Origin of the sequence: Pseudidiomarina halophila, from assembly GCF_003987215.1 — a bacterium.
Lineage (GTDB): Bacteria > Pseudomonadota > Gammaproteobacteria > Enterobacterales > Alteromonadaceae > Pseudidiomarina > Pseudidiomarina halophila.
On sequence record NZ_PIPW01000002.1, the window covers coordinates 103,425 to 123,683 of the forward strand.

Consider the following 20,259-nt stretch of genomic DNA (forward strand, 5'->3'; position numbering starts at 1 on the left):
GGTTTAAACCGCATCCAAACGAGCTTCTTTCTCTAGCTTTTTGCGAATCCGGCTGCGTTTAAGCGGCGATAAATAATCGACGAAGAGTTTGCCGTTCAGGTGATCAATCTCGTGCTGAATGCAGATCGCCAGCAAACCTTCAGCGTTCATTGTGAAGGTTTCGCCATTACGGTCGAGGGCTGTAACAGTGATTTTTTCAGCACGTTCCACCTTGGCGTAAACGCCCGGAAACGATAAACAACCTTCTTCATTTGCGAACAAGCCGTCTTTCTCTGTAATCTCTGGATTGATAAAAACTAACGGCTCGTTCTGATCTTCGCTACAATCAGCAATGAAAAGTCGTTTATGTACATTGACTTGTGTTGCCGCAAGGCCTACACCATTAGAGTCGTACATAGTTTCGAACATTGCGTCGATTGTTTCGCGCAAACTATCATCTACACTAGTAACTGGTTCTGCGACGGTGCGTAAACGCTCGTCTGGATACTTTAAAATAATTAAATTAGTCATAACTCGTCTTTCGTTAGTTTCATCTTTGCCAATTTTAACGTAATTTGGGGATGAAAACACGAGTTTACAATGGAGCTCAACATGGCTACCTGGCGATTCCAAGCGATTGCGGTCATCGGTTTATTGTTATTACCTTCAGCAGCAGCGTCCGCGCCCCAGGAAAATGGCACGGCTGCGACCTCAACCACCAGCGGTGATGTCATCCGTTTGCGCGAAGATGCGCCGCGCGAATACGTGGTTAAAAAAGGCGATACCCTGTGGGATATATCTGAACTTTACTTAAATGATCCATGGCACTGGCCAGAGCTCTGGCGGTTGAATGATGATATCAGCAATCCCCATTTGATTTACCCGGGCGACCGGCTTTATCTGAGCTGGGTTAATGGCCGGCCGCAACTTAGTCGCAAAGAATTCCGCGCGATGAGTCCTGAAGGGGTAATTGAGCCCAAAGGTAACCCGATACCAACTTTTGATCGGGAGGCTTTAACGCCATTTATCGATGAGCACCACATCGTTAGTGCAGCAGAACTTGCAACGATGCCACGAATACTTGGTGATAATCGCGGTGCACCAAGGCTTAACGGAATAGCACCGGTTTACATCGATGGCAACGTGGAACTCGACGAAAAATATCGCATTTTTACTCCAGTCGATCAACTGGGTGACTTTTCGTTGTTGCGAGATGTGGCGGGGGTACGTATTACCTTCCACCATGGAGAAACGATCGAAGGGGATGTAATAAAGCCTAAGCGCGAAATACGTCGTGGAGACGTTGTTATACCTCACCAACCAACACCAATCCCTGAGGTGATTAAAGCGACGTCTGGTGCGCCGGTAGACGGATATATTGTCGCCACACTAAACGACCAAAACAAAAGTGGGAAGTACGATATTTTAGTAATCGATAAAGGTAGTAATAATGGTGTCGAGATTGGCCAAATGTACCAGGCTTTGCGACCCGGCATAAAGGTCTTCACTGAAGATAGAGTGCCGGAAGCGGTAAATCCCTATAAGCCCAGCGACGACCTTTCACGACTGTGGCGGGAAACTGTTACTTTGCCACCACATGCGACATCGGAGCTTTTGGTGATTAAAGTGTACCCTGATTATAGTGTGGTTATCGTGGTTGATGCCAACGAGTGGCTTGAAGTTGGAGCTTATTACGTACCGAAGCAACTTGCTTCCGATTAAAGTTTAACCAAATCACCAGCACAAGGATGTGCGATGCAAGCCTCACTTTTAGAAGCTTTAACCCTGGCCCGGGTAACGGGCCAGGATCGACGTAAAATACGCAAACTCAGCAGTTTTGCGGCCGGCAAATCTATACTGGCTAATCATGAAGCAGCGGTATCAGCTGATGATCAGCGACAAACGGAACAGTGGTTGAGCCGCGGACAGCGACGCATCATTCACTGGTTTGAGCCTGACTATCCAGAATCCCTCAGGAACATTTCACAGCCGCCGCTGGTGCTGTTTGTGGCGGGCGACGCGAGTTTGTTGCAGACGCCTCAGGTGGCATTGGTCGGCAGCAGAAAGGCAAGTCCACCGGGGCAAAGTACAGCGAGCTTTTTTGCCGAACATTTAACCCATGCCGGTTTGCTGGTTAGCAGTGGCCTCGCCCTGGGTATTGATCGCGCGGCTCATGAGGCTGCACTGAGCGTCGGACCTACGCTTGCCGTGCTTGGCACCGGTCCTGATCACTTTTATCCCAGACAACATCGGCAGCTGCAACAACGGATCGAGCAAGGGGGCGTCATTGTCTCAGAGTTTCTGCCGGGTACAGAGGCACGTCGTGATCATTTCCCCAGACGAAATCGTATTTTAAGTGGCCTGGCATTAGGGGTGCTAGTCATTGAGGCGCAACTGCACAGTGGCAGTTTATCGACTGCACGCCTGGCGCTTGAGCAAAACCGGTCGCTTATGGCGATTCCAGGTTCCATCTGGGATGAAGGCATGACAGGTAATCTCAGACTATTGCAACAAGGAGCAGCTCTTGTTACCAGCGTGAAGGATGTCTGCAACGAGTTGAATTTTAAACGACTAACCCCCATCAATGGAGATGAGTACGAAAATAAATCAGAGCGGAGCTTGGCAAACCCCGGATTGTTGGCTAATGTGGGCAATGAGGCTACATCGATAGACACTATCGTAGCGCGCAGCGGACTACCGGTCGCTGTGGTTTCCGAGCAGTTGGTGTTATTAGAATTAGAGGGGCGAGTGGCTTCAGTCGCCGGTGGTTATATAAAAGTGGGGAGGCGCTAAAGATGTTTGATATCCTCATGTATCTGTTCGAGAACTTCATCCACTCGGATGTTGAGGTAGTGGTAAACCATGATGAGCTCACTGATGAACTCACGCGGGCGGGTTTCCGTCAGCAAGAGATTCATAAAGCGCTGGCATGGTTGGAACGCTTGGCCGATCTCCAGGACAGCCAGGTTAAACCTTACCTGAATCGCTCTCAAGGCAGTACAACACGAGTGTTCACGGCGGAAGAAACGGCGCGCATCGATTGCGCAAGTCGCGGCTTCCTGATTTATCTCGAGAATCTTGGCGTGCTCGATTTCGCTACCCGCGAAATGGTAATGGACCGCGTGATGGAACTCGATATGGCAGAAGTGACGCTTGACGATCTGAAATGGGTTGTGCTGATGGTGCTCTTTAACGTGCCAGGGCGCGAAGATGCCTATAATCAGATGGAAGGTTTGTTGTTCGAGGAACCAGAAGGTCTGTTGCATTAAATGACCGACAACTTTCTTGAACCTCAGTCACTGGGCGTACCTTGCCCCCGGTGTGAGAAAGAACTGCAACTGAAGAAAGGCCGCTTTGGACTTTTTGTCGGTTGCAGCGGCTATCCTGACTGCGACTATATGACTGCTGCGGACTTCGATCCCGGCACTGATGTCAGTTGCCCTGATTGTCAGGTGGGCAAATTAGTACAAAAGACCAGCCGTTTCGGCCATTCCTTCTACGCCTGCGATCATTACCCGGAATGTAAGTTTTCCGTTCCGCTGCCGCCTGTGGCAGAATCATGCCCGACATGTGCTTACCCGCTTTTGCTGCGTAAAAAGACAACAGCCGGCGAGCGCCTTGTCTGTGGCAGTAACGAGTGTGATTACAAATCTAAGATTCGCTAGTGAGCAGAGGATTCCAGCATGAGTTGGCAGGCAGCAAAAGCAGCATTCGCAGCAGGTGAATTATTAGCCTATCCGACTGAGGCCGTCTTCGGGCTCGGTTGTGATCCACGCAATGAAGCGGCAGTGATGAAATTACTGGCGCTGAAACAACGTCCCGTCGAGAAAGGCTTGATTCTGGTCGCAGCGGATTACAGTCAACTGGTTCGTTACGTCGCCGATTTAAAGATTCCGCAGGATAAACGTTTTAGTGTATTTTCCCACTGGCCGGGGCCTATTACTTTATTGCTGCCTGCTGCGCCCGATGCGCCGCCGTGGTTGACTGGCGGGCGCCAACAGATTGCGGTGCGGGTGACCGCCCATGAACCCACACGTCAGCTTTGCAAAGCCTTAGGCAGCGCGATTGTGTCAACCAGTGCTAATCGCTCCGGCGAACCGGCATTGACGACCGCCGCAGAGGTTCGCCAAGAATTCGGCAATCAGCTTGGCTGGGTCATGGAAGATGAAGTCGGCGGCGCCAGCGGTCCCTCGAAGATTATAGATCCACTTACTCAAGAAATTGTAAGAGCTTAAAATGAGTCATCAGGCATTAGATCAAGTAATCGATTACCTTCAGCAACTGCAAGATCGCATTTGTCATGCGTTGGAAGCGGCAGACGGCGGTGCTATTTTTGCTGAGGAGCAATGGCAGCGCGAAGGCGGTGGTGGTGGACGCTCGCGCGTGTTGCGTGATGGTCAGGTGCTGGAGCAGGGTGGCGTTGGTTTCTCTCATGTTTTTGGCCCACAGATGCCCGCTTCAGCGACGGCGCACCGGCCGGAACTTGCAGGGCGAAACTTTAATGCCTGTGGGGTTTCGCTGGTCATGCATCCAAGCAACCCTTATGTACCAACAAGCCATGCTAATGTCCGCTTTTTTATCGCCGAAAAAGAGGGCAGCGAGCCGGTTTGGTGGTTTGGGGGTGGCTTTGACCTTACTCCGTTCTATCCTTTTGACGAAGACATAAAACATTGGCATCGGGTTGCAAAAGCAGCTTTAGATCCTTTTGGCGAAGAACTGTATCCGAAATTTAAAGCTTGGTGTGACGATTACTTTTGGCTCAAACACCGTGATGAAACCCGCGGTGTTGGCGGCTTGTTCTTTGATGATCTGAATGACCGCAGCTTCGAGGAGAGTTTTGCGATTATGCGGGCGGTCGGCGATGCCTACCTTGACGCTTATTTGCCGATCATCGAACGGCGTAAAGCGACACCTTACGGCGAACGGGAGCGTAATTTTCAACTGTACCGCAGGGGTCGTTATGTGGAATTCAATCTGGTTTGGGACCGTGGCACGCTATTTGGCCTGCAAACCGGCGGTCGTACCGAATCCATTCTGATGTCCATGCCGCCTTTAGTACGCTGGGAATACGGCTACCAGCCCGAGCCGGGGTCGCCGGAAGCGCGACTGTATTCCGACTATTTGCGGCCTCGTGACTGGTTAACTGAACTCTAGTCAGCCGTGGTCATAGGTTGAGCTAACGCTGGATATTCTTAAGAACAGACACCATGAATCACTTCACAGTATTTGGAAATCCGATAGCACACAGTTTGTCGCCCAAAATTCACCAGCTTTTCGCTGAGCAATTTGGTATGCAGCTGAGTTATACGCGTAGCTTGTCATCCGCAGCTAACTTTCCAACCGAGGTGGCCAGGTTTTTCCGCCACGGCGGTGCTGGCGCAAATGTCACCGTGCCTTTTAAGGAGCGTGCTGCATCGCTGGTGACCCATCTGACGGCTCGCGCGGAGCGCGCCGGTTCGGTGAATACGCTTATTCCACTGGGATTAGGTCAGCTTGCCGGAGATACTACGGACGGTTTCGGCCTGTGCCGTGATTTACAACGTTTAACAGGTTCTGAGCTACCGGCTCCGCAGATCGTCGTGATTGGTGGCGGCGGTGCCGCACGGAGTATCATTGAACCGTTGCAAGCCGTGGGCAGCAAGGTGGTCATCGTTAATCGTACGCGTGCCCGGGTGGAACCGCTACGTGAGCTGTTCCCTGGCTTACAGGTTATGGATCTTGCTGAACTTGCGCTGGCCCCTAAGTCGGGTATTGCCAGTAGTGGCTTCATTTTGATTAACGCCACCTCTGCCTCGCTGCAAGGCGCTGACCTTGATATCCATCCAGGCTGGATGTCTGCGGCTGAGCTGGTCTACGACATGATGTACGGTGTCCACGCGACAGCCTTTTTAAAACAGGCTGAAAGAGGTGGTGCAAAGGTTACGGCTGATGGGCTGGGAATGTTGGTTGAGCAAGCTGCGTTATCTTTTGCCTTATGGCATGACGGGTTGACCCCAAAAACAGAGCTGGTTCTTAAAGCGTTACGGGACAGCGCTTAAAGTAACAAAGAGGGTTAGTCGCGGATGGTGATCTGAGGATCCAGATTGACTTCGCCAGCTTGGTTTACCGTTGCATAGTCGCGTTGACGGCGAACAACGGCGAGTGGTCCGGCTTCGGGCAAATTACGAATAAACGCCAGCTCGAATCCAAATTTACTTAGTTGATAAACACCAAACTTCTGATCCATAGACAGTCGCTCCCACCACTGCGTCGGCTCAAACTTGCCGCGGCGGCGTTCGTGCCTTGGTGTCTTGTTCGTCTCAATGTCTGTAGGACTCATTGTTTGTGTTTCCATAACGATTAACCTTCCAATCGGCTGGTTTGTTTTATCGGTTATGCAAAACCTAATATGACGATCATTATAGAAAAGTTCAACTACTATTTCTGATTACTATTTCGTCTAACGGAATCGGGTCATATACGAAAAACATTCTAAAAAATCTTACGAGTGAGCTGGTAATCCCCCCACGTTGTGATAGTCTTATTTCTCGGTTGATTTGCTGACCGAATCCAGTCTCGGCCGATTGGAGCATCACTTAATTTTTATACAGTGTTTGCTCGAATTTGGATCAGACGTACAGATCAGTTTCCACAACTGACACAAAATAGAATAATAAAGCTGTCAGGGAATGAAAGAAGTAAAAATTCCTTGTTATTCAACACATTAAACTAAATCTTGCTACGGGATTCATCGATCTCTATGTGGCAGGGTTATTTATTGTCAACAGACTTATCCACAGTATATACACATTAGCCCTAACCTTGAGCGCTAGCTTGAAACGTCCGCCTGTGGCATGCTTAGCGGCATAATTCACAACGACGGCGTGACTCTTAGTATGGCAGCAAATAACACACCGCAAGTGCCGGAAAATCCATTCATTTTGGTTGATGGTTCCTCCTATCTGTTCAGAGCTTTTTATGCTCCGCCACACCTGACTAATTCAGCTGGAGAGCCGACCGGCGCCATCTACGGCGTGGTGAATATGCTGCGTAGTTTAATCAAGAAATATAAGCCGTCGCACATGGCTGTGGTATTTGATGCTAAGGGCAAAACCTTTCGTAACGACATGTATGAGGCATACAAGGCGAATCGCCCGCCAATGCCTGATGATTTGCGTTCGCAAATCGCACCGTTACACGCGATCGTCAAAGCATTGGGGCTGCCATTGCTCTGTATTGATAACGTCGAAGCTGATGATGTGATTGGTACTCTAGCCCGACAGGCTGGCGACCAGGGTCGCTTTACGCTAATCAGTACTGGCGACAAAGATATGGCACAACTGGTCAATGAACATGTGATGCTGATCAACACCATGACCGACACGCTGCTGGACGAACAAGGCGTAGTGGACAAATACGGGGTGCAACCTCAGCAGATTATCGACTATCTCGCACTGATGGGGGATAGCTCAGACAATATTCCCGGCTTACCAAAAGTAGGTGAAAAGACTGCGCTGGCAATGTTACAGGGTATGGGATCTATCGACGCCATGTACAAAGATCCTGATGCGGTAGCAAAACTCGAATTCCGCGGCGCGAAGTCAATGCCTGATAAGCTTCGTGAGCATGAAGATATTTTGCTGCTATCACGCGAATTGGCGACCATCAGGCTCGATGTAGACCTGGATGGTATCAAGCCAGAAGGGCTGGGGATTACCGACCCTGACCGCGAGGAACTGATTCGCCTTTATAAAGAGTGTGAATTCCGTCGCTGGCTTGATGAAGTTTTGCAGGAAGGAGCGGTGACTGAGCAGGCAGCAGGTAAGCCGGCACCGGCAGATTCCACTGCTGCTGCTATTTCTCACGACAATTACCATGTCATCACCACAGATGATGAGTTACAAAAATGGCTAACGCGACTCGAACAAGCCGATGCTTTTGCGTTTGACACCGAAACCACCAGCCTTAATTACATGGAAGCCGAGCTGGTGGGTGTGTCCGTTGCTTTAAAAGCCGGAGAAGCTGCCTATATTCCAGTGGCTCATGACTACCCTGGAGCTCCCGACCAACTGGATCGTAAACATGTGCTGGACGCGTTTAAGCCATTATTAGAAAGCGAGACTGTAGGCAAAATCGGACAAAACCTTAAATACGATAGCCATATACTGCGTCGTTATGGGATCCGCCTTGCCGGTATCAAAAACGATACCATGCTTGCGTCCTATGTCTTTAATAGCGTTGCTTCACGACATGATATGGATAGTCTGAGTTTGCAGTATCTTGGTCACCGGCCGATTTCATTTGAGGATGTTGCCGGCAAGGGCGCCAAGCAGCTGACCTTTAATCAGATCGGTCTGGAACAGGCCGCGCCTTATGCTGCAGAAGACGCTGACGTAACCTTGCGCTTACATGAAAAGCTTTGGGCGGCAGTGAACGACGTGCCATCGCTAATGAAGGTACTGCAGGATATCGAACTGCCTCTGGTGCCTATTCTGGTCGATATGGAGCAACGGGGGGTGCAAATTGACGCCCAGTTACTGGCAAAACAAAGTAACGAAATTGCGTTGGAACTGGCGAAACTTGAGGAGCAAGCCTATACCATCGCAGGTGAAGAGTTTAATTTAGGCTCACCTAAGCAGTTGCAGACCATTTTATTTGAAAAGTTACAGTTACCGATCCGGAAGAAGACCCCAAAAGGTGCACCATCAACGGCGGAAGAGGTGCTGCAGGAGCTGGCCCTGGACTATCCCTTGCCCGATGTGATCATGCGTCATCGCGGCTTGAGTAAGTTGAAGTCGACCTACACCGACAAGTTGCCGAAAATGGTAAACCCGCGCACGCAACGGATCCATACCTCTTATCACCAGGCTGTAACAGCGACCGGACGACTGTCGTCAAGCGACCCGAATTTACAGAATATCCCGATTCGTACAGAAGCCGGGCGACGTGTGCGCAAGGCTTTCACGGCGCCGGAGAATTACCGCATTATGGCGATCGATTACAGCCAGATTGAATTACGCATCATGGCGCATTTGTCGCAGGATAAAAATCTGCTGGAAGCTTTCTCGAAAGGCAGAGATATTCACAAAGCCACTGCGTCTGAAGTGTTCTCACTCGCCCTTGACGAGGTTAGCAGCGAACAGCGACGCCGGGCCAAAGCGGTTAATTTCGGTCTCATCTACGGCATGTCTGCGTTCGGCCTGGCGCGACAGCTGGATATTCCACGCCACGAAGCGCAGAACTACATGGATAAGTACTTCGAGCGCTTCCCGGGGGTGTTGGATTACATGGAGCGTACACGTGAGCAGGCTAAGCGTGACGGCTATGTGGAAACCCTGTTTGGCCGGCGTTTACACCTGCCGGAAATTCGGGCGCAAAACGCAATGCGCCGCAAAGGCGCCGAACGCGCGGCAATCAATGCGCCGATGCAAGGTACAGCTGCGGATATCATTAAGTATGCGATGATTAAAGTTGCCAACTTCATGCAGCGGGAAGTGCCACAGGACCAGGCCTGGATGATCATGCAGGTACACGATGAACTGATTTTTGAGGTGCATAAAGATCACGTTGAACGCTGGCAAAAAGAGTTGGTCAGAATCATGGAAGATGCCGTTAAACTTGATGTGCCATTAATCGCCGAAGCAGGTGTTGGTGATAACTGGGATGAGGCGCATTAGAAAATAATTCAGGCAATCAATTTTTTTTTGAACTATTTGAAAAAGGCTAAGTCAGAACTATTGAAAGGCGCATTAAACGAGAGATTATGGCTCCGTTTGCGAAGTCCTTTCAGAGATGTTCTCTCCCTGGATTGTAAGTTTTTTGCCCGGCCTCGTTGCCGGGCTTTTTCTTTTCTAAGAGCCGGTTTTTTATCACTAGCGCTGGAAATTGACGGGTTGGCGTTTGCGCCGATTAGCAATCCAGACGCCAGATAAGATTGCTGCGAGACCGATGCCCTGCTGGACGAAGAAGGGTTCGCCGTCGAGGATTCCCAGAATCAGTGCGACGATCGGTATCAGGTAGGTCACAGAGCTGGTAAAGGTGGTGTCAGTAAGTTTCACTACGGTATTGAAAATAATTAGCGCCATCGCTGTACCGACAATTCCCAATAGCAAAATTGCGGATAACGGAAACCAGAGCTCTGGCTGACTCACCTGACTGGCAAAGGGAGTTGCCAGGAGCAGATAAGCCAGGGCGGGCGGCGCGACCAGAAATAGTGAAACACCGGTAATGGTGAGGGCGCCCAAGTCAGGGATATGATGTTTTATCAGGTTTAAATTCAGACCATAGCAAATGGTTGCCGCAATAATCAGCAACCCATAGCGATTAAACTCAAGATTGCCTGACGCTGTTGCGGTGACCAGCAAAATCGTACCAACCAAGCCAATAACGACCCCTACCCACTGTTGCAGCCGCGAGGGCTGCCGGAATAGCAGTACCCCAATGATCAGGGTGGCAAGGGGGGTAAAGGTGTTTAACACGCCAGTGACGCCGGACGGTAACTCTGTTTGTGCGAAGGCGAACAAAAACGCCGGAATGAAACTTCCAACCAGTCCGACACAGATGAGTTTTAGCCAATGATGCGAACGTACGGTTTTGAAGCGACGCAAAATAAAGGGAAGCAGAAAAAAACCGGCGGAGGCAATGCGAATTGCAGCGAGTTGGTCTGGGCTAAAGCCGAGTAAGCCTTTTTTAATCAGTAAGAACGAGCTGCCCCAAATCAGTGCTAATAAACCTAGCAGTAACCAAGCCTTAAGCGGTGGTGCATCATTCTCCATCGTGGCTTAACCACTCCGATAATTTTGTTTCTACTTCGGCCAAGCCAAGCTTGGTCAATGAGGAAAACATTTCAACGGTGACGTCACCGCCAAACACCAGTGCTGCTTCACGTGCTTTTAGCAAGGTTGACTTGCGCGGGCCGGGCTTAAGTTTATCTGCTTTCGTCAGCAATACTAAAACGGGAATTTCACAGTCTGTTGCCCAATGCAGCAAATCCTGATCGACCTCACGGTAAGGGTGACGGATGTCCATTAATAAGACCAATCCGCGCAACGACTCACGTTGTTGCAGGTATTCACTTAAGGCCAGCTGCCATTTCTCTTTAACTGGCAGGGGTACTTTGGCATAACCGTAACCAGGTAAGTCAATGAGACGCTTACCGGGCAAGACTTCAAAGACGTTGATCAACTGCGTACGGCCAGGCGTTTTACTGGTGCGGGCAAGGTTACGCTGCCGCGTTAAGGTATTTAACGCGCTTGATTTGCCTGCGTTTGACCGCCCGGCGAAGGCAATTTCCACACCTGTATCGTCGGGAAGTTGGCGAATATCTGCGGCACTGGTGATGAACACCGTCGGCTGAAAGTTAAGCGTTGTTGATTCCATGATGTCTTTGATGCTTCGAAGGAAAGCGTATGCTAACACGATTAGGCGTTTAATCCTTAGTAGTTTTGTGTAAAATAGCGTCTGTTACTACATCCAGAGCAGAGAAATCGATCATGAAAAAACTCGTATTGTTCGTTGGGCTGTACCTTGGTTTAACTGGCGCAACCTTCGCAGCTACCGGCGATGCCGAAGCTGGCAAAGAAAAATCGCAAGTATGTGCCGCATGCCACGGTCCAACAGGTAGCTCGCCATCTGATATGTACCCGAAACTCAACGGTCAGCATGCTTCCTATTTAGCTAAGCAATTGCATGACTACAAGCTTGCTGCCGAAACAGGTGGCGAAGAAGGGCGGGCGAACGCCATTATGCAGGGTCAGGTTGCTTCACTGAGTGATCAGGATATCGCTGATTTAGCGGCGTATTTCGCCAGCCAGGATCCGATGCAAGATGTTGCGCCAGAAGATGTGGTTGAGCCGGGCCAGGAATTTTATCTGGGCGGCGATGAAGAACGCGGGATTACAGCCTGCGTTGCTTGTCATGGTCCTCGTGGTGACGGTATGGCCTTGGCGGTGTTCCCGGATATTTCCGGACAACACCCTGCTTATCTGAAAACCCAGCTGGAAATGTTCCGCAGCGGCGAGCGCGCGAATGATATGAATGGCATGATGCGCGATATTGCGGCGAAATTGACCGACGAAGATATCGAGCTGTTGTCACAATATATGTCTGGCTTGTACTAAAAGATGAAAATCTAACGACTAAAAAAGCAGCGCTTGACGCTGCTTTTTTAGTTTTTATGTTACAAGAAACGGGAAGAAAGCCTATATAAACCAACCTATAAACCTATAGGTAATAAAAAACGGGTTTTTTAGATCATAAAAATCATTGATTAAAAATCTCGATTCAGTAGTCTGAATGCCATTCCGAATAAGCGGAACCCGCTGCGAGAGCGGAGCCGGACGACTAGCCCGGCACTATACAAATTTAATCCAGGGAATAAGAACAGGCCAGGAGGCCTTTTTAACCAAGCGAATAAAAACAAAAGCAATGCTCGGTTAATGCGCAAAGAAATAACAATAATAATAAAAACAGTCACGGAAGTTATAATTAATAACAGGGATGATTTGACAACCGTTCTCATAAATCGCACGTGCGCTGTGTGACAAAGAGAGAATATCCTAGGCGATGCTTCGGCATCGCCTTTTTATTTCCCGCCATACTCAGGTAAACTACGCGTTATCTTTCTTATTGGAAATTGAGTTCATTCATGACGCGTAAAAAGAAGACCCGCAAAACTGGACCGCTGGCGCTATCGAACAAGCCGAAGGCGGACCTGAAACGCATTGCGACAGATCCGGGCAAGCATAAAGGCAAAGGACACAAGCCAGGCTCACGCTTCAACGTAGCGACCGCGAAGCACAAAGCAGGTTCTGCGCCAATTGACCAAAGCGATCCGCGTTTTGGCAGCAAGAAACCTGTACAACTGGTGAACCCAAATGCCGGGCAACCCGTAACCACCTCAGCAAGCTTTGATTATGCAGCAGCGCAAGCCGAATTGCAGGCGTTGGAAAATGATTCCAAGCTGCAGGCATTACTTGAGCGGATCGAAGAGGGTGATGACCTGACCGCCGAGGAAGAGGCATATGTTGACACACGTACTGAGCGCTTTGAGCAGCTCGCAGAGCAGTTAGGCATCGCGCTGGATGACGACGATGACAACTGGGAGGACGACGATGAGTGATCTATCTTGGTGGGCTTGGCTGGTGATTGCCGCGGCAGTCCTGATTGTTGCGGTATTAGCGTTTATCGCTGGACGGCTACTGAGTCGCTTGCGGGCGCAAAATGAGCAGCGTGACAAGGCTATTGAAAAGCGTAACGAACGTCTGCACGAGAGCATTGTCACTATTGCCAAGTCGATGGACCAGGGTCAGTGCCCATTGTCAGAAGGCGCATTGCGCTTAGTCGTGCTGTTAGACCTTAGAGTTGAACCGGGTAAGCCCGATTACGCACAGCGCTATACCGGGCTGCATACCATGTACGAGCGCATAAAGCATATGCCAACACATGAAGCGCGGAAGAAGTATCCTAAGGCTGAAATTCGCAAATTAGATGATGAGCGTGAAGGCTATGAAAAAGAGCTGGCGGACGTCATCTTGGCTGACGTCCGCCAGTTATTAAAGGACTTTAGTTAGCGCTGTTTTTAACCACTTCGCCATCTTTGATGACGAGGTTGATGTCAGCAAGAACATCAATGTTCGCTAATGGGTCGCCGGCGACAGCGATAATATCAGCACGCTTGCCAACGGTGAGTGTGCCGAAGTCATCAATTACACCGAGTAAGGTGGCAGCTTCGTGGGTTGCAGCTTTGATGGCTTCCAACGGTGGCATACCCGCTTCAACCATGTAACCAAACTCACGGTAATTCTCACCATGGTCGAAGACGCCCGCATCGGTTCCGAATGCGATTTTCACGCCCTGCTTATAAGCTTCTGCAAAGGTGCTCTGAATTTTCGGACCAATAGCTTTGGCTTTCGGTTGTACCAGAGCTGGGAAGAAGCCAGGAATTTCAGCCCGTTCAGCCACTGATTTCCCAGCGGTGATGGTCGGTACATAGTAAACGCCTTTGGCTTTCATTGCGTCCATGACTTCCTGATCCATGTAGGTACCGTGCTCAATGGAGTCGACCCCAGCGGCAATGGCACGCAACATACCTTCTTTGCCGTGTGCGTGAACGGTAACTTTCATTTCATAATCGCGGGCAGTTTTTACTATGCCTTCAATTTCGTCCATCATAAACTGCGGGTTCTGACCGCTTTTCGCGACGCTGAGAACGCCACCGGTGACCGTTAGCTTGATGAGGTCAGAACCATCCTGGTAACGCGCCCGAACCGCCTCACGGGCTTCGTAGGGGCCATTTATGACGCCATCTGCTGGTGTTGGGCTGGGATAGAGATCTTCTTTCGCACCATTGGTTGGGTCTGCATGTCCGCCGGTGGTCGCAATCGACTTGCCTGCGGTGAAGATCCGTGGGCCAGCTACTTTTCCGGCGGCAATAGCATCGCGCAAGGCAATGCTCGCATTGTACGAATCCCCAAGGTCACGCACCGTGGTGAAACCAGCCATCAATGTTTTATGAGCGAAGTTGACGGCATCCAGAGTTACATCAGGTCCACTTTTGGTGAATTTGTGCATGTAACTGCCTGGTGCCAGCTGCGAGGTTAAATGCGTGTGCATGTCAATAAAGCCCGGCATGACCGTACCGTTGCGGCGATCAATTACGGTATCGTCAGCATCGGCGTTCTGGAAGCCATCGACAATACCGGTAATGCGGCCATTGTCGACGATTATAGTTTTATTGGATTGCGCATCTGCGCCCGTTCCGTCGATAAGTTGACCTGCATAAATCAGGGTTTCTGCCTGTGCTACACTCATCGCGAGTAACACACTGGTGGTTACTGCCGCCAATGTCATTGGTTTTTTTATTCGAGCCATAAGATCCTCTGCTTGTTTGTCTGCGTAGTCCTCCACCTTACGCCCTGCATCGCTGCTAAATCAAGCAAGGGTTTGCGCAGGTACCGCAGAAACCTGCACGATTAACGCAAGTGGCGGGAAATTGATATACTAACCACGAGACACCCATTAATTCTGGACTGAAGATTCATGTTTAAACGCATCCGCGAAGACATCAATAGCGTCTATGCCCGCGATCCAGCTGCACGTAACTGGTTTGAAGTGCTAACCACCTATCCTGGGCTCCATGCCATCTGGTGGCATCGTATGAACCACCGGCTGTGGAGCTGGCGGTGTTATTGGCTGGCGCGCTTTCTTTCGACGCTGGCGCGTTGGTTTACCGGTATCGAAATTCATCCGGGCGCGAAAATTGGTCACCGATTTTTCATCGATCATGGCATGGGTGTGGTGATTGGTGAAACAGCTGAGATTGGCGACGACGTCACTATTTATCATGGTGTGACACTAGGAGGCACCAGTTGGAGCCAGGGCAAACGCCATCCGACCTTACGTAACGGCGTAGTCATCGGCGCTGGCGCGAAAGTGCTGGGGCCAGTTGATGTTGGCAAAAACGCGCGCATTGGCTCAAATGCCGTGGTGGTAAGAGATGTGCCTGCGGAAGCGACCGTTGTTGGGATTCCGGCGCGCGTGGCGCGCTCGCCGGAAAATGCTGAAGTTAGCAAACGCCGTGAAGCCATGGCTAAGCAATATGGCTTTGATGCCTACGCAATCTCGGCAGATAATCCGGATCCTGTTGCAACTGCCATCGGCCGTATGCTGGATCACGTTCATATTCTTGATCAGAAAGTAAGTGATCTCTGCTGCGCAGTAAATCAGCTTGGCGGCAGTGTGTGTGAGGAACTACCGGAAGTTGAATTAGATGACATGGATTTTCTCAGCGCTGGGCAGGATGCGGCTGAGCGACGCCAGCAGGATGAAAAGTCGAAACCGAAAACCAAGTCGAGGGAGTGACCGAGAGGTGACACCACATGAACATGCGAAAATTTGGTTGCTTAACTGCGGCTCTGTTGCTTTCTGGGTGTGCGGTACAGCCGCAGAATTCGAGCGCTCCAGCGCCCCGTGCGGTGGTTGTAACCGCTGCTGCTGAGTTACAGCAACTGCCCCCATTTAATTCGAATCTGTTTGAAGCCTACGTTGGGGTGACCACGGAAGACGAGCTATTTGCCCTTACAGCTGAGCAACAAGCCGACTTTCTTGATGATTTTCATACTAAATTTGCCCATCTCCCCGTTAACGAACGTATCGCTGAGTACCTGCACAGTATTACCTTTGGTTTTAATTATAAAGAACAAACCTATACCGCAAGTGAAGCTCTGACGCGCAGCGCCGGCAACTGTATGGCGTTGGCGATTGTCACGCAAAGCCTGGCACGGTTGGTAGAGGTCGATCTCAGATTTCAGCGGGTGAACAACGCACCTGTATACGATCGTAGTGCCAATGTGGTGATGGTATCGGATCATGTCAGGGCTAGATTGTACAAGCCTGGAGAGACGACATCATGGGTCACGGTGGACTATTTCCCGGCGCGCGAGAGTCGCAACGGTGATTTAGTCAATCAGCAAGAGTTCTTAGCCCTCTATTACCGTAACCGTGCCGCGGAACTCATGCTTGACGGTGAGCAAAGCGCCGCATTCGCATACGCAAAAGAGGCATTGCGGTACCAGCCATTGGACAGTGATGCGCTAAATATTATTGCGCTGCTGCATCGGCGTGCTGGTGATGAAACAACCGCAGAGGCTATTTACGCCTTTGTGCTGACCAGAGATAACACCAACCTTAATGTTTTATACAATTACCTGGAGCTGGCGAAAAAACAGCAACGGCCAACTTTAATCGCTCAATTACAGGAGCAAATTAATCAGCTACCTGATTACAATCCCTACACCTGGATCGCACTTGCCGAGCGCGCCTATGCTGAAGATGACCTGGCGACGGCCATCCGGATGTACGAAAAAGCTGCGTCTTATGCTCCCTATCTACATGAAGTTTACTGGGGCCAGGCACGCCTATACCTGGAGCTGGGACGACCATTGACGGCGAAGCGGATATTGCGAGAAGGTTTAGCAGAAGCCAGAAGGTCGGCTACCAAGAAGAGCTTTAAAGCGGGCTGGTATAGTTTTGAGGATCCCGTGATACAAAAAAAGCCGCACTAAGTGCGGCTTTTTGAAATTTGTTTCGCTAGTAAACGTTGCCTGAGCAACTAATTACATAGGTACAACGTTTTCAGCTTGTGGGCCTTTAGGACCTTGAGCGATAGTGAACTGAACAGTTTGTCCTTCAGCTAAGGTTTTGAAACCGTCTGATTGGATTGCGCTGAAATGTACGAATACGTCTGCGCCTTGCTCTTGCTCGATGAAACCGAAGCCTTTAGCTTCGTTAAAGAATTTTACTTTACCAGTTACTGTTGACATGCTGATATTCCTCGTAGTGCATGTGAATTCTAGGGTCTTGCTAATAAAAATACGTGTAATACTTGGGACTTACAAAACGAGGTACAACAATAGACTTCGTAACAGGCCACAATTAGACAGCCGAATTTTTCTAGCGGGAGTGAGTATACACCTATTACAGATCTTGTCAAATTAACTTCTTCAAGAATCTCCGAAGCTTAACCACGGATCCAGTTTTTGGTGATGTGCCGGAAGGTATCCGTGCCGCTACGATGCATCCATTCGTAGGCCACCATCTCGCTGGTAACAATTTGAACATCAAGTTGTCGCAGTCGTGCCAGCGCTGCTTGTTTATCCGAATCACGGCGCGAACCGACGGCATCGGCAACCACAAAGACCTCGTAACCAGCCTGTTTGAGGTCGATGGCGGTCTGCAAGATGCAGACATGAGCTTCCATTCCCATCAGCACGACCTGGCGTTTTTCCTGCTGTTGGAGGACGTCGGTAAAGTTGGATTCCTGCCAGGCACTGAAGTGCAGCTTTTCAATGACGTGGGCGTTTTCGATGACTGCAGATAAATCGTCTACACTTATACCCAGACCCTTGGGGTACTGTTCAGTAACTACGATGGACACATTTAACTCGTTGGCAATTTCACCTAACCAGCGCATACGCGCGATAAGGTGGTCATATTGATGAACAACAGGCGCAAGTTTTTCTTGCACGTCGACAATAACAACAACAGAGTCAGCAGCATTTAGCAGCATAGGGTTAGCCTCACAGCATGTTAAACAGAGTTGAGGATATTGTGCCGCAAAGCACTTGCTATTCCTATAGCTTGACTATAGCTTTGCTTACAAAGGACTGGGATTTTTGAGCATGCCGCAGACACAAAAGACACTAACGGAAGGTTCCGCTGACGAATTGCTGCGCGCCTTTAACGTAAAAGTTACCGGCAATATTCTTTGGGCCGGAGGTTTTACCGAACTGGTTCTATCTATCGCGCAATTTGTCCTGGGTAATTTCGGCCAGGCACTGGCTATTCTCAGCGCCGGCTTATTTTTTACCGCTATGGCCTGGTATTACCACGGGCGACGCATTCCCATCCCGGTGCGTATCATGTTTATCGGGCTGCTGACGGTGATTACTATTATCTCGATGTACCAGAACGGTACGATCGGCGTCTATTGGACTTATCCGCTTCTGGTTTCCTGCTTTTTCTTGTTCAGTGGTGGCAAGGGTATTATTGCTGCACTGATACTGACAGTCATTTTTGCTGCGACCGCAATGTATGTAATGCCGCTTGACGACGGTTGGCGGATCGCTGCCACGTTAGCCATCATCTGTGCGTTAGGTTCTGTGTTTGTGGTGTTGCTCGGAGAGCTGCAAAAACTGCTGCGCAAATTGGTTATTACAGATACGCTGACCGGCCTGCAAAATCGTCACTTAGTCACCGGCGTGCTGGAAGATGCAGTCTACCGATTTCGCCGTTACCAACGACCGGCGACAGTAATTATGGCGGACCTGGATCATTTTAAAAAACTTAATGATGAGCACGGCCACTTGTTTGGTGATCAGGTTTTAAAGCAAGTCGCAGAACGCTTACAAAGTGTCTTAAGGCAAAATGACAGGTTGTTCCGGGTCGGTGGCGAGGAGTTCCTTATTGTTCTGCCCGAAACAAAATTAGACGAAGCGCAATATGTTGCGGAAAAATTACGCGCGTTAATCGCCGAACACAGTTTCAATGGCAGGGACGCGAGGGCGGATGTTACCTTGTCCCTGGGCGTGGCTGAACTGGCTGAACAGCAGACGTGGATCGAATGGCTGAATATCGCCGATTCCGCGCTAATGGAAGCCAAACGTCAGGGTCGGAACCAGGTTCATACAGCTCCTGCGTCACCAACTGCAGAAGTAGCACCAACATGACTGGTCAGCCAGAAAAGATCAGAGTAAAGTGGCACTAACAGCTAAATTAGGTACGACTATGAATCAACTATCAGCGACACCGGTTTCGGGCACATTCGACTTGTGGCAGCACTTTCGGCTGTTGGCCATGCGTACCATTTATTTCGGCTCTGGTATCGTCATCGCCGGCACCGCGGTTTACTCGGCAATGCAATCCAACTGGCCAGCCGGTGCGGCACTATTTTGCGTGGCCATGGGCTTCGTTTTAATTGGTTATCTCTATCGCAACGAATTAGCGCCGCAGTGGATTAACTTTTTAGTGATTTGCTGTTTGGGAACGCTTGTCAGCGTTTCTATGAAATCGTCCGGAATACTTGGTGTCTACTGGATGTATCCGATTTTAGCGATGGTCTTTTTTATGTTCGATAAGACCATTTTTGTGCTGGTTATCATGTTGATCTACGCACTCTTTGCCGCTGTTATTTATCAGGTTTTACCTTTTGACTATGCCTGGCGCGTAGCGATTTCAATGTTGGTATTGATAGGCGTTGGTGCCGCGTTTTTGGTGATGATGGCGAGTATGCAACGTAAGTTATATTCAGCAGCGGCAACGGACTCTCTCACCGGCTGCATCAAACGCGAATATCTCAGCGAAATGGTGCAGCACGCCATCACTAAAGCGCAACGGGCAAAACAGCCGGCTTCGTTAGTGCAGATTGATATGGACTCATTCCAGAGTGTGAATGACCGGTATGGTTACCTGTTCGGTGACAAAGTATTGCAAGAGGCCGCAGCGCGAATTCGCAGCGTTGCGCGGCCAACCGATACGGTCATTCGCTCAAGTGGCGCAGAGTTTGTGGTTATTTTTCCGAATACAGGATGTAAGGAAGCGGCAGAGCTTGCAACTGACATGCTGGATCGTATTCGTCATGACCCATTCTCAGTCAAATCACTCACGGTGACGGTCACTGCAAGTGGCGGGTTAGCGGAGTTTAAACCGGACCAACATTGGGGTGAATGGCTTGGTGCTGCAGATTCCGCACTCTATCAGGCGAAGAGCCAGGGTCGGAACCGGCTAAAAGTCGCACAATAAATT

General features: G+C 50.0%; 22 protein-coding genes. 15 read left to right on the top strand and 7 right to left on the bottom strand.

What is annotated here, in order from left to right; genetic code table 11:
* Positions 1-3 precede the first annotated feature (3 nt).
* Positions 4-510 (bottom strand): peptide deformylase, encoded by a 507-nt coding sequence (gene def / locus CWI69_RS06520; protein WP_126763076.1) that lies wholly within the window; start codon positions 508-510, stop codon positions 4-6.
* Between the two features lie 81 nt (positions 511-591).
* Between def and CWI69_RS06525 the strand changes: the two genes are divergently transcribed.
* The 7 genes from CWI69_RS06525 to aroE are packed head-to-tail and all read left to right on the top strand — an operon-like array spanning position 592 to position 6,017.
* Complete coding sequence (locus tag CWI69_RS06525; protein ID WP_157984247.1) at positions 592-1,701, top strand: LysM peptidoglycan-binding domain-containing protein; 1,110 nt, start codon at positions 592-594, stop codon at positions 1,699-1,701.
* A 33-nt stretch (positions 1,702-1,734) separates the two neighbouring features.
* Positions 1,735-2,772: a DNA-processing protein DprA gene (dprA, locus tag CWI69_RS06530; protein ID WP_126763080.1), complete on the top strand. Its 1,038-nt coding sequence runs from the start codon at positions 1,735-1,737 to the stop codon at positions 2,770-2,772.
* A gap of 2 nt (positions 2,773-2,774) precedes the next feature.
* Positions 2,775-3,248: a DUF494 family protein gene (locus CWI69_RS06535; protein ID WP_126763082.1), complete on the top strand. Its 474-nt coding sequence runs from the start codon at positions 2,775-2,777 to the stop codon at positions 3,246-3,248.
* A complete protein-coding gene (locus tag CWI69_RS06540) occupies positions 3,249-3,644 on the top strand; it encodes a DNA topoisomerase family protein (protein ID WP_126763084.1) in 396 nt (131 codons plus the stop codon).
* Between the two features lie 18 nt (positions 3,645-3,662).
* Positions 3,663-4,214, top strand: coding sequence for an L-threonylcarbamoyladenylate synthase type 1 TsaC (gene tsaC, locus CWI69_RS06545; RefSeq protein WP_126763086.1), 552 nt, complete (start codon positions 3,663-3,665; stop codon positions 4,212-4,214).
* 1 nt (position 4,215) lies between these two features.
* Entirely contained in the window at positions 4,216-5,133 is a 918-nt protein-coding gene (gene hemF / locus CWI69_RS06550) for an oxygen-dependent coproporphyrinogen oxidase (protein ID WP_126763088.1), read from the top strand.
* 53 nt (positions 5,134-5,186) lie between these two features.
* Positions 5,187-6,017 (top strand): shikimate dehydrogenase, encoded by an 831-nt coding sequence (gene aroE, locus CWI69_RS06555; RefSeq protein ID WP_126763089.1) that lies wholly within the window; start codon positions 5,187-5,189, stop codon positions 6,015-6,017.
* 14 nt (positions 6,018-6,031) lie between these two features.
* Here aroE and CWI69_RS06560 read toward each other — a convergent pair whose 3' ends face one another.
* Positions 6,032-6,313 (bottom strand): hypothetical protein, encoded by a 282-nt coding sequence (locus CWI69_RS06560; RefSeq protein WP_126763091.1) that lies wholly within the window; start codon positions 6,311-6,313, stop codon positions 6,032-6,034.
* A gap of 541 nt (positions 6,314-6,854) precedes the next feature.
* Here CWI69_RS06560 and polA point away from each other — a divergent pair.
* Positions 6,855-9,635, top strand: coding sequence for a DNA polymerase I (gene polA, locus CWI69_RS06565; RefSeq protein WP_126763093.1), 2,781 nt, complete (start codon positions 6,855-6,857; stop codon positions 9,633-9,635).
* 195 nt (positions 9,636-9,830) lie between these two features.
* Here the strand turns inward: polA and CWI69_RS06570 are convergent, their stop codons facing one another.
* Both CWI69_RS06570 and yihA read right to left on the bottom strand, forming a co-directional pair.
* Positions 9,831-10,733 (bottom strand): DMT family transporter, encoded by a 903-nt coding sequence (locus CWI69_RS06570; protein WP_126763095.1) that lies wholly within the window; start codon positions 10,731-10,733, stop codon positions 9,831-9,833.
* Positions 10,723-11,337, bottom strand: coding sequence for a ribosome biogenesis GTP-binding protein YihA/YsxC (gene yihA, locus CWI69_RS06575; protein ID WP_126763097.1), 615 nt, complete (start codon positions 11,335-11,337; stop codon positions 10,723-10,725). The genes CWI69_RS06570 and yihA overlap by 11 nt, the downstream gene beginning before the upstream one ends.
* Before the next feature lie 113 nt (positions 11,338-11,450).
* On the opposite strand from yihA, the gene CWI69_RS06580 reads away from it, so the two are divergent.
* The 3 genes from CWI69_RS06580 to CWI69_RS06590 all read left to right on the top strand — a co-directional run bounded on the left by CWI69_RS06580 (position 11,451) and on the right by CWI69_RS06590 (position 13,529).
* Positions 11,451-12,077, top strand: a complete 627-nt coding sequence (locus CWI69_RS06580; protein ID WP_126763099.1) for a c-type cytochrome — start codon at positions 11,451-11,453, stop codon at positions 12,075-12,077.
* Positions 12,078-12,604: 527 nt separating this feature from the next.
* Entirely contained in the window at positions 12,605-13,078 is a 474-nt protein-coding gene (gene yihI / locus CWI69_RS06585; protein ID WP_126763101.1) for a Der GTPase-activating protein YihI, read from the top strand.
* Positions 13,071-13,529, top strand: coding sequence for a DUF2489 domain-containing protein (locus CWI69_RS06590; RefSeq protein ID WP_126763102.1), 459 nt, complete (start codon positions 13,071-13,073; stop codon positions 13,527-13,529). The genes yihI and CWI69_RS06590 overlap by 8 nt, the downstream gene beginning before the upstream one ends.
* Here the strand turns inward: CWI69_RS06590 and CWI69_RS06595 are convergent.
* Positions 13,522-14,820, bottom strand: coding sequence for a metal-dependent hydrolase family protein (locus tag CWI69_RS06595; RefSeq protein ID WP_377094943.1), 1,299 nt, complete (start codon positions 14,818-14,820; stop codon positions 13,522-13,524). The genes CWI69_RS06590 and CWI69_RS06595 overlap by 8 nt on opposite strands.
* A gap of 177 nt (positions 14,821-14,997) precedes the next feature.
* Here CWI69_RS06595 and cysE point away from each other — a divergent pair, with 177 nt between their 5' ends.
* Together cysE and CWI69_RS06605 are read left to right on the top strand one after the other, a co-directional pair.
* Positions 14,998-15,819 (top strand): serine O-acetyltransferase, encoded by an 822-nt coding sequence (gene cysE / locus CWI69_RS06600; protein ID WP_126763105.1) that lies wholly within the window; start codon positions 14,998-15,000, stop codon positions 15,817-15,819.
* A 17-nt stretch (positions 15,820-15,836) separates the two neighbouring features.
* Positions 15,837-17,021, top strand: coding sequence for a tetratricopeptide repeat protein (locus CWI69_RS06605; protein WP_126763107.1), 1,185 nt, complete (start codon positions 15,837-15,839; stop codon positions 17,019-17,021).
* A gap of 51 nt (positions 17,022-17,072) precedes the next feature.
* Here the strand turns inward: CWI69_RS06605 and CWI69_RS06610 are convergent, their stop codons facing one another.
* The gene (locus CWI69_RS06610) at positions 17,073-17,279 is read right to left on the bottom strand and encodes a cold-shock protein (RefSeq protein ID WP_034733468.1); all 207 of its coding nucleotides are present in this window, start codon (positions 17,277-17,279) and stop codon (positions 17,073-17,075) included.
* 197 nt (positions 17,280-17,476) lie between these two features.
* Positions 17,477-18,025: a hydrolase gene (locus CWI69_RS06615; RefSeq protein ID WP_126763109.1), complete on the bottom strand. Its 549-nt coding sequence runs from the start codon at positions 18,023-18,025 to the stop codon at positions 17,477-17,479.
* Between the two features lie 112 nt (positions 18,026-18,137).
* Here CWI69_RS06615 and CWI69_RS06620 point away from each other — a divergent pair, with 112 nt between their 5' ends.
* Both CWI69_RS06620 and CWI69_RS06625 read left to right on the top strand, forming a co-directional pair.
* Complete coding sequence (locus CWI69_RS06620) at positions 18,138-19,184, top strand: GGDEF domain-containing protein (RefSeq protein WP_126763111.1); 1,047 nt, start codon at positions 18,138-18,140, stop codon at positions 19,182-19,184.
* Positions 19,185-19,242: 58 nt separating this feature from the next.
* Positions 19,243-20,256, top strand: coding sequence for a GGDEF domain-containing protein (locus CWI69_RS06625; RefSeq protein ID WP_126763113.1), 1,014 nt, complete (start codon positions 19,243-19,245; stop codon positions 20,254-20,256).
* The last annotated feature ends 3 nt before the right edge of the window (positions 20,257-20,259 follow it).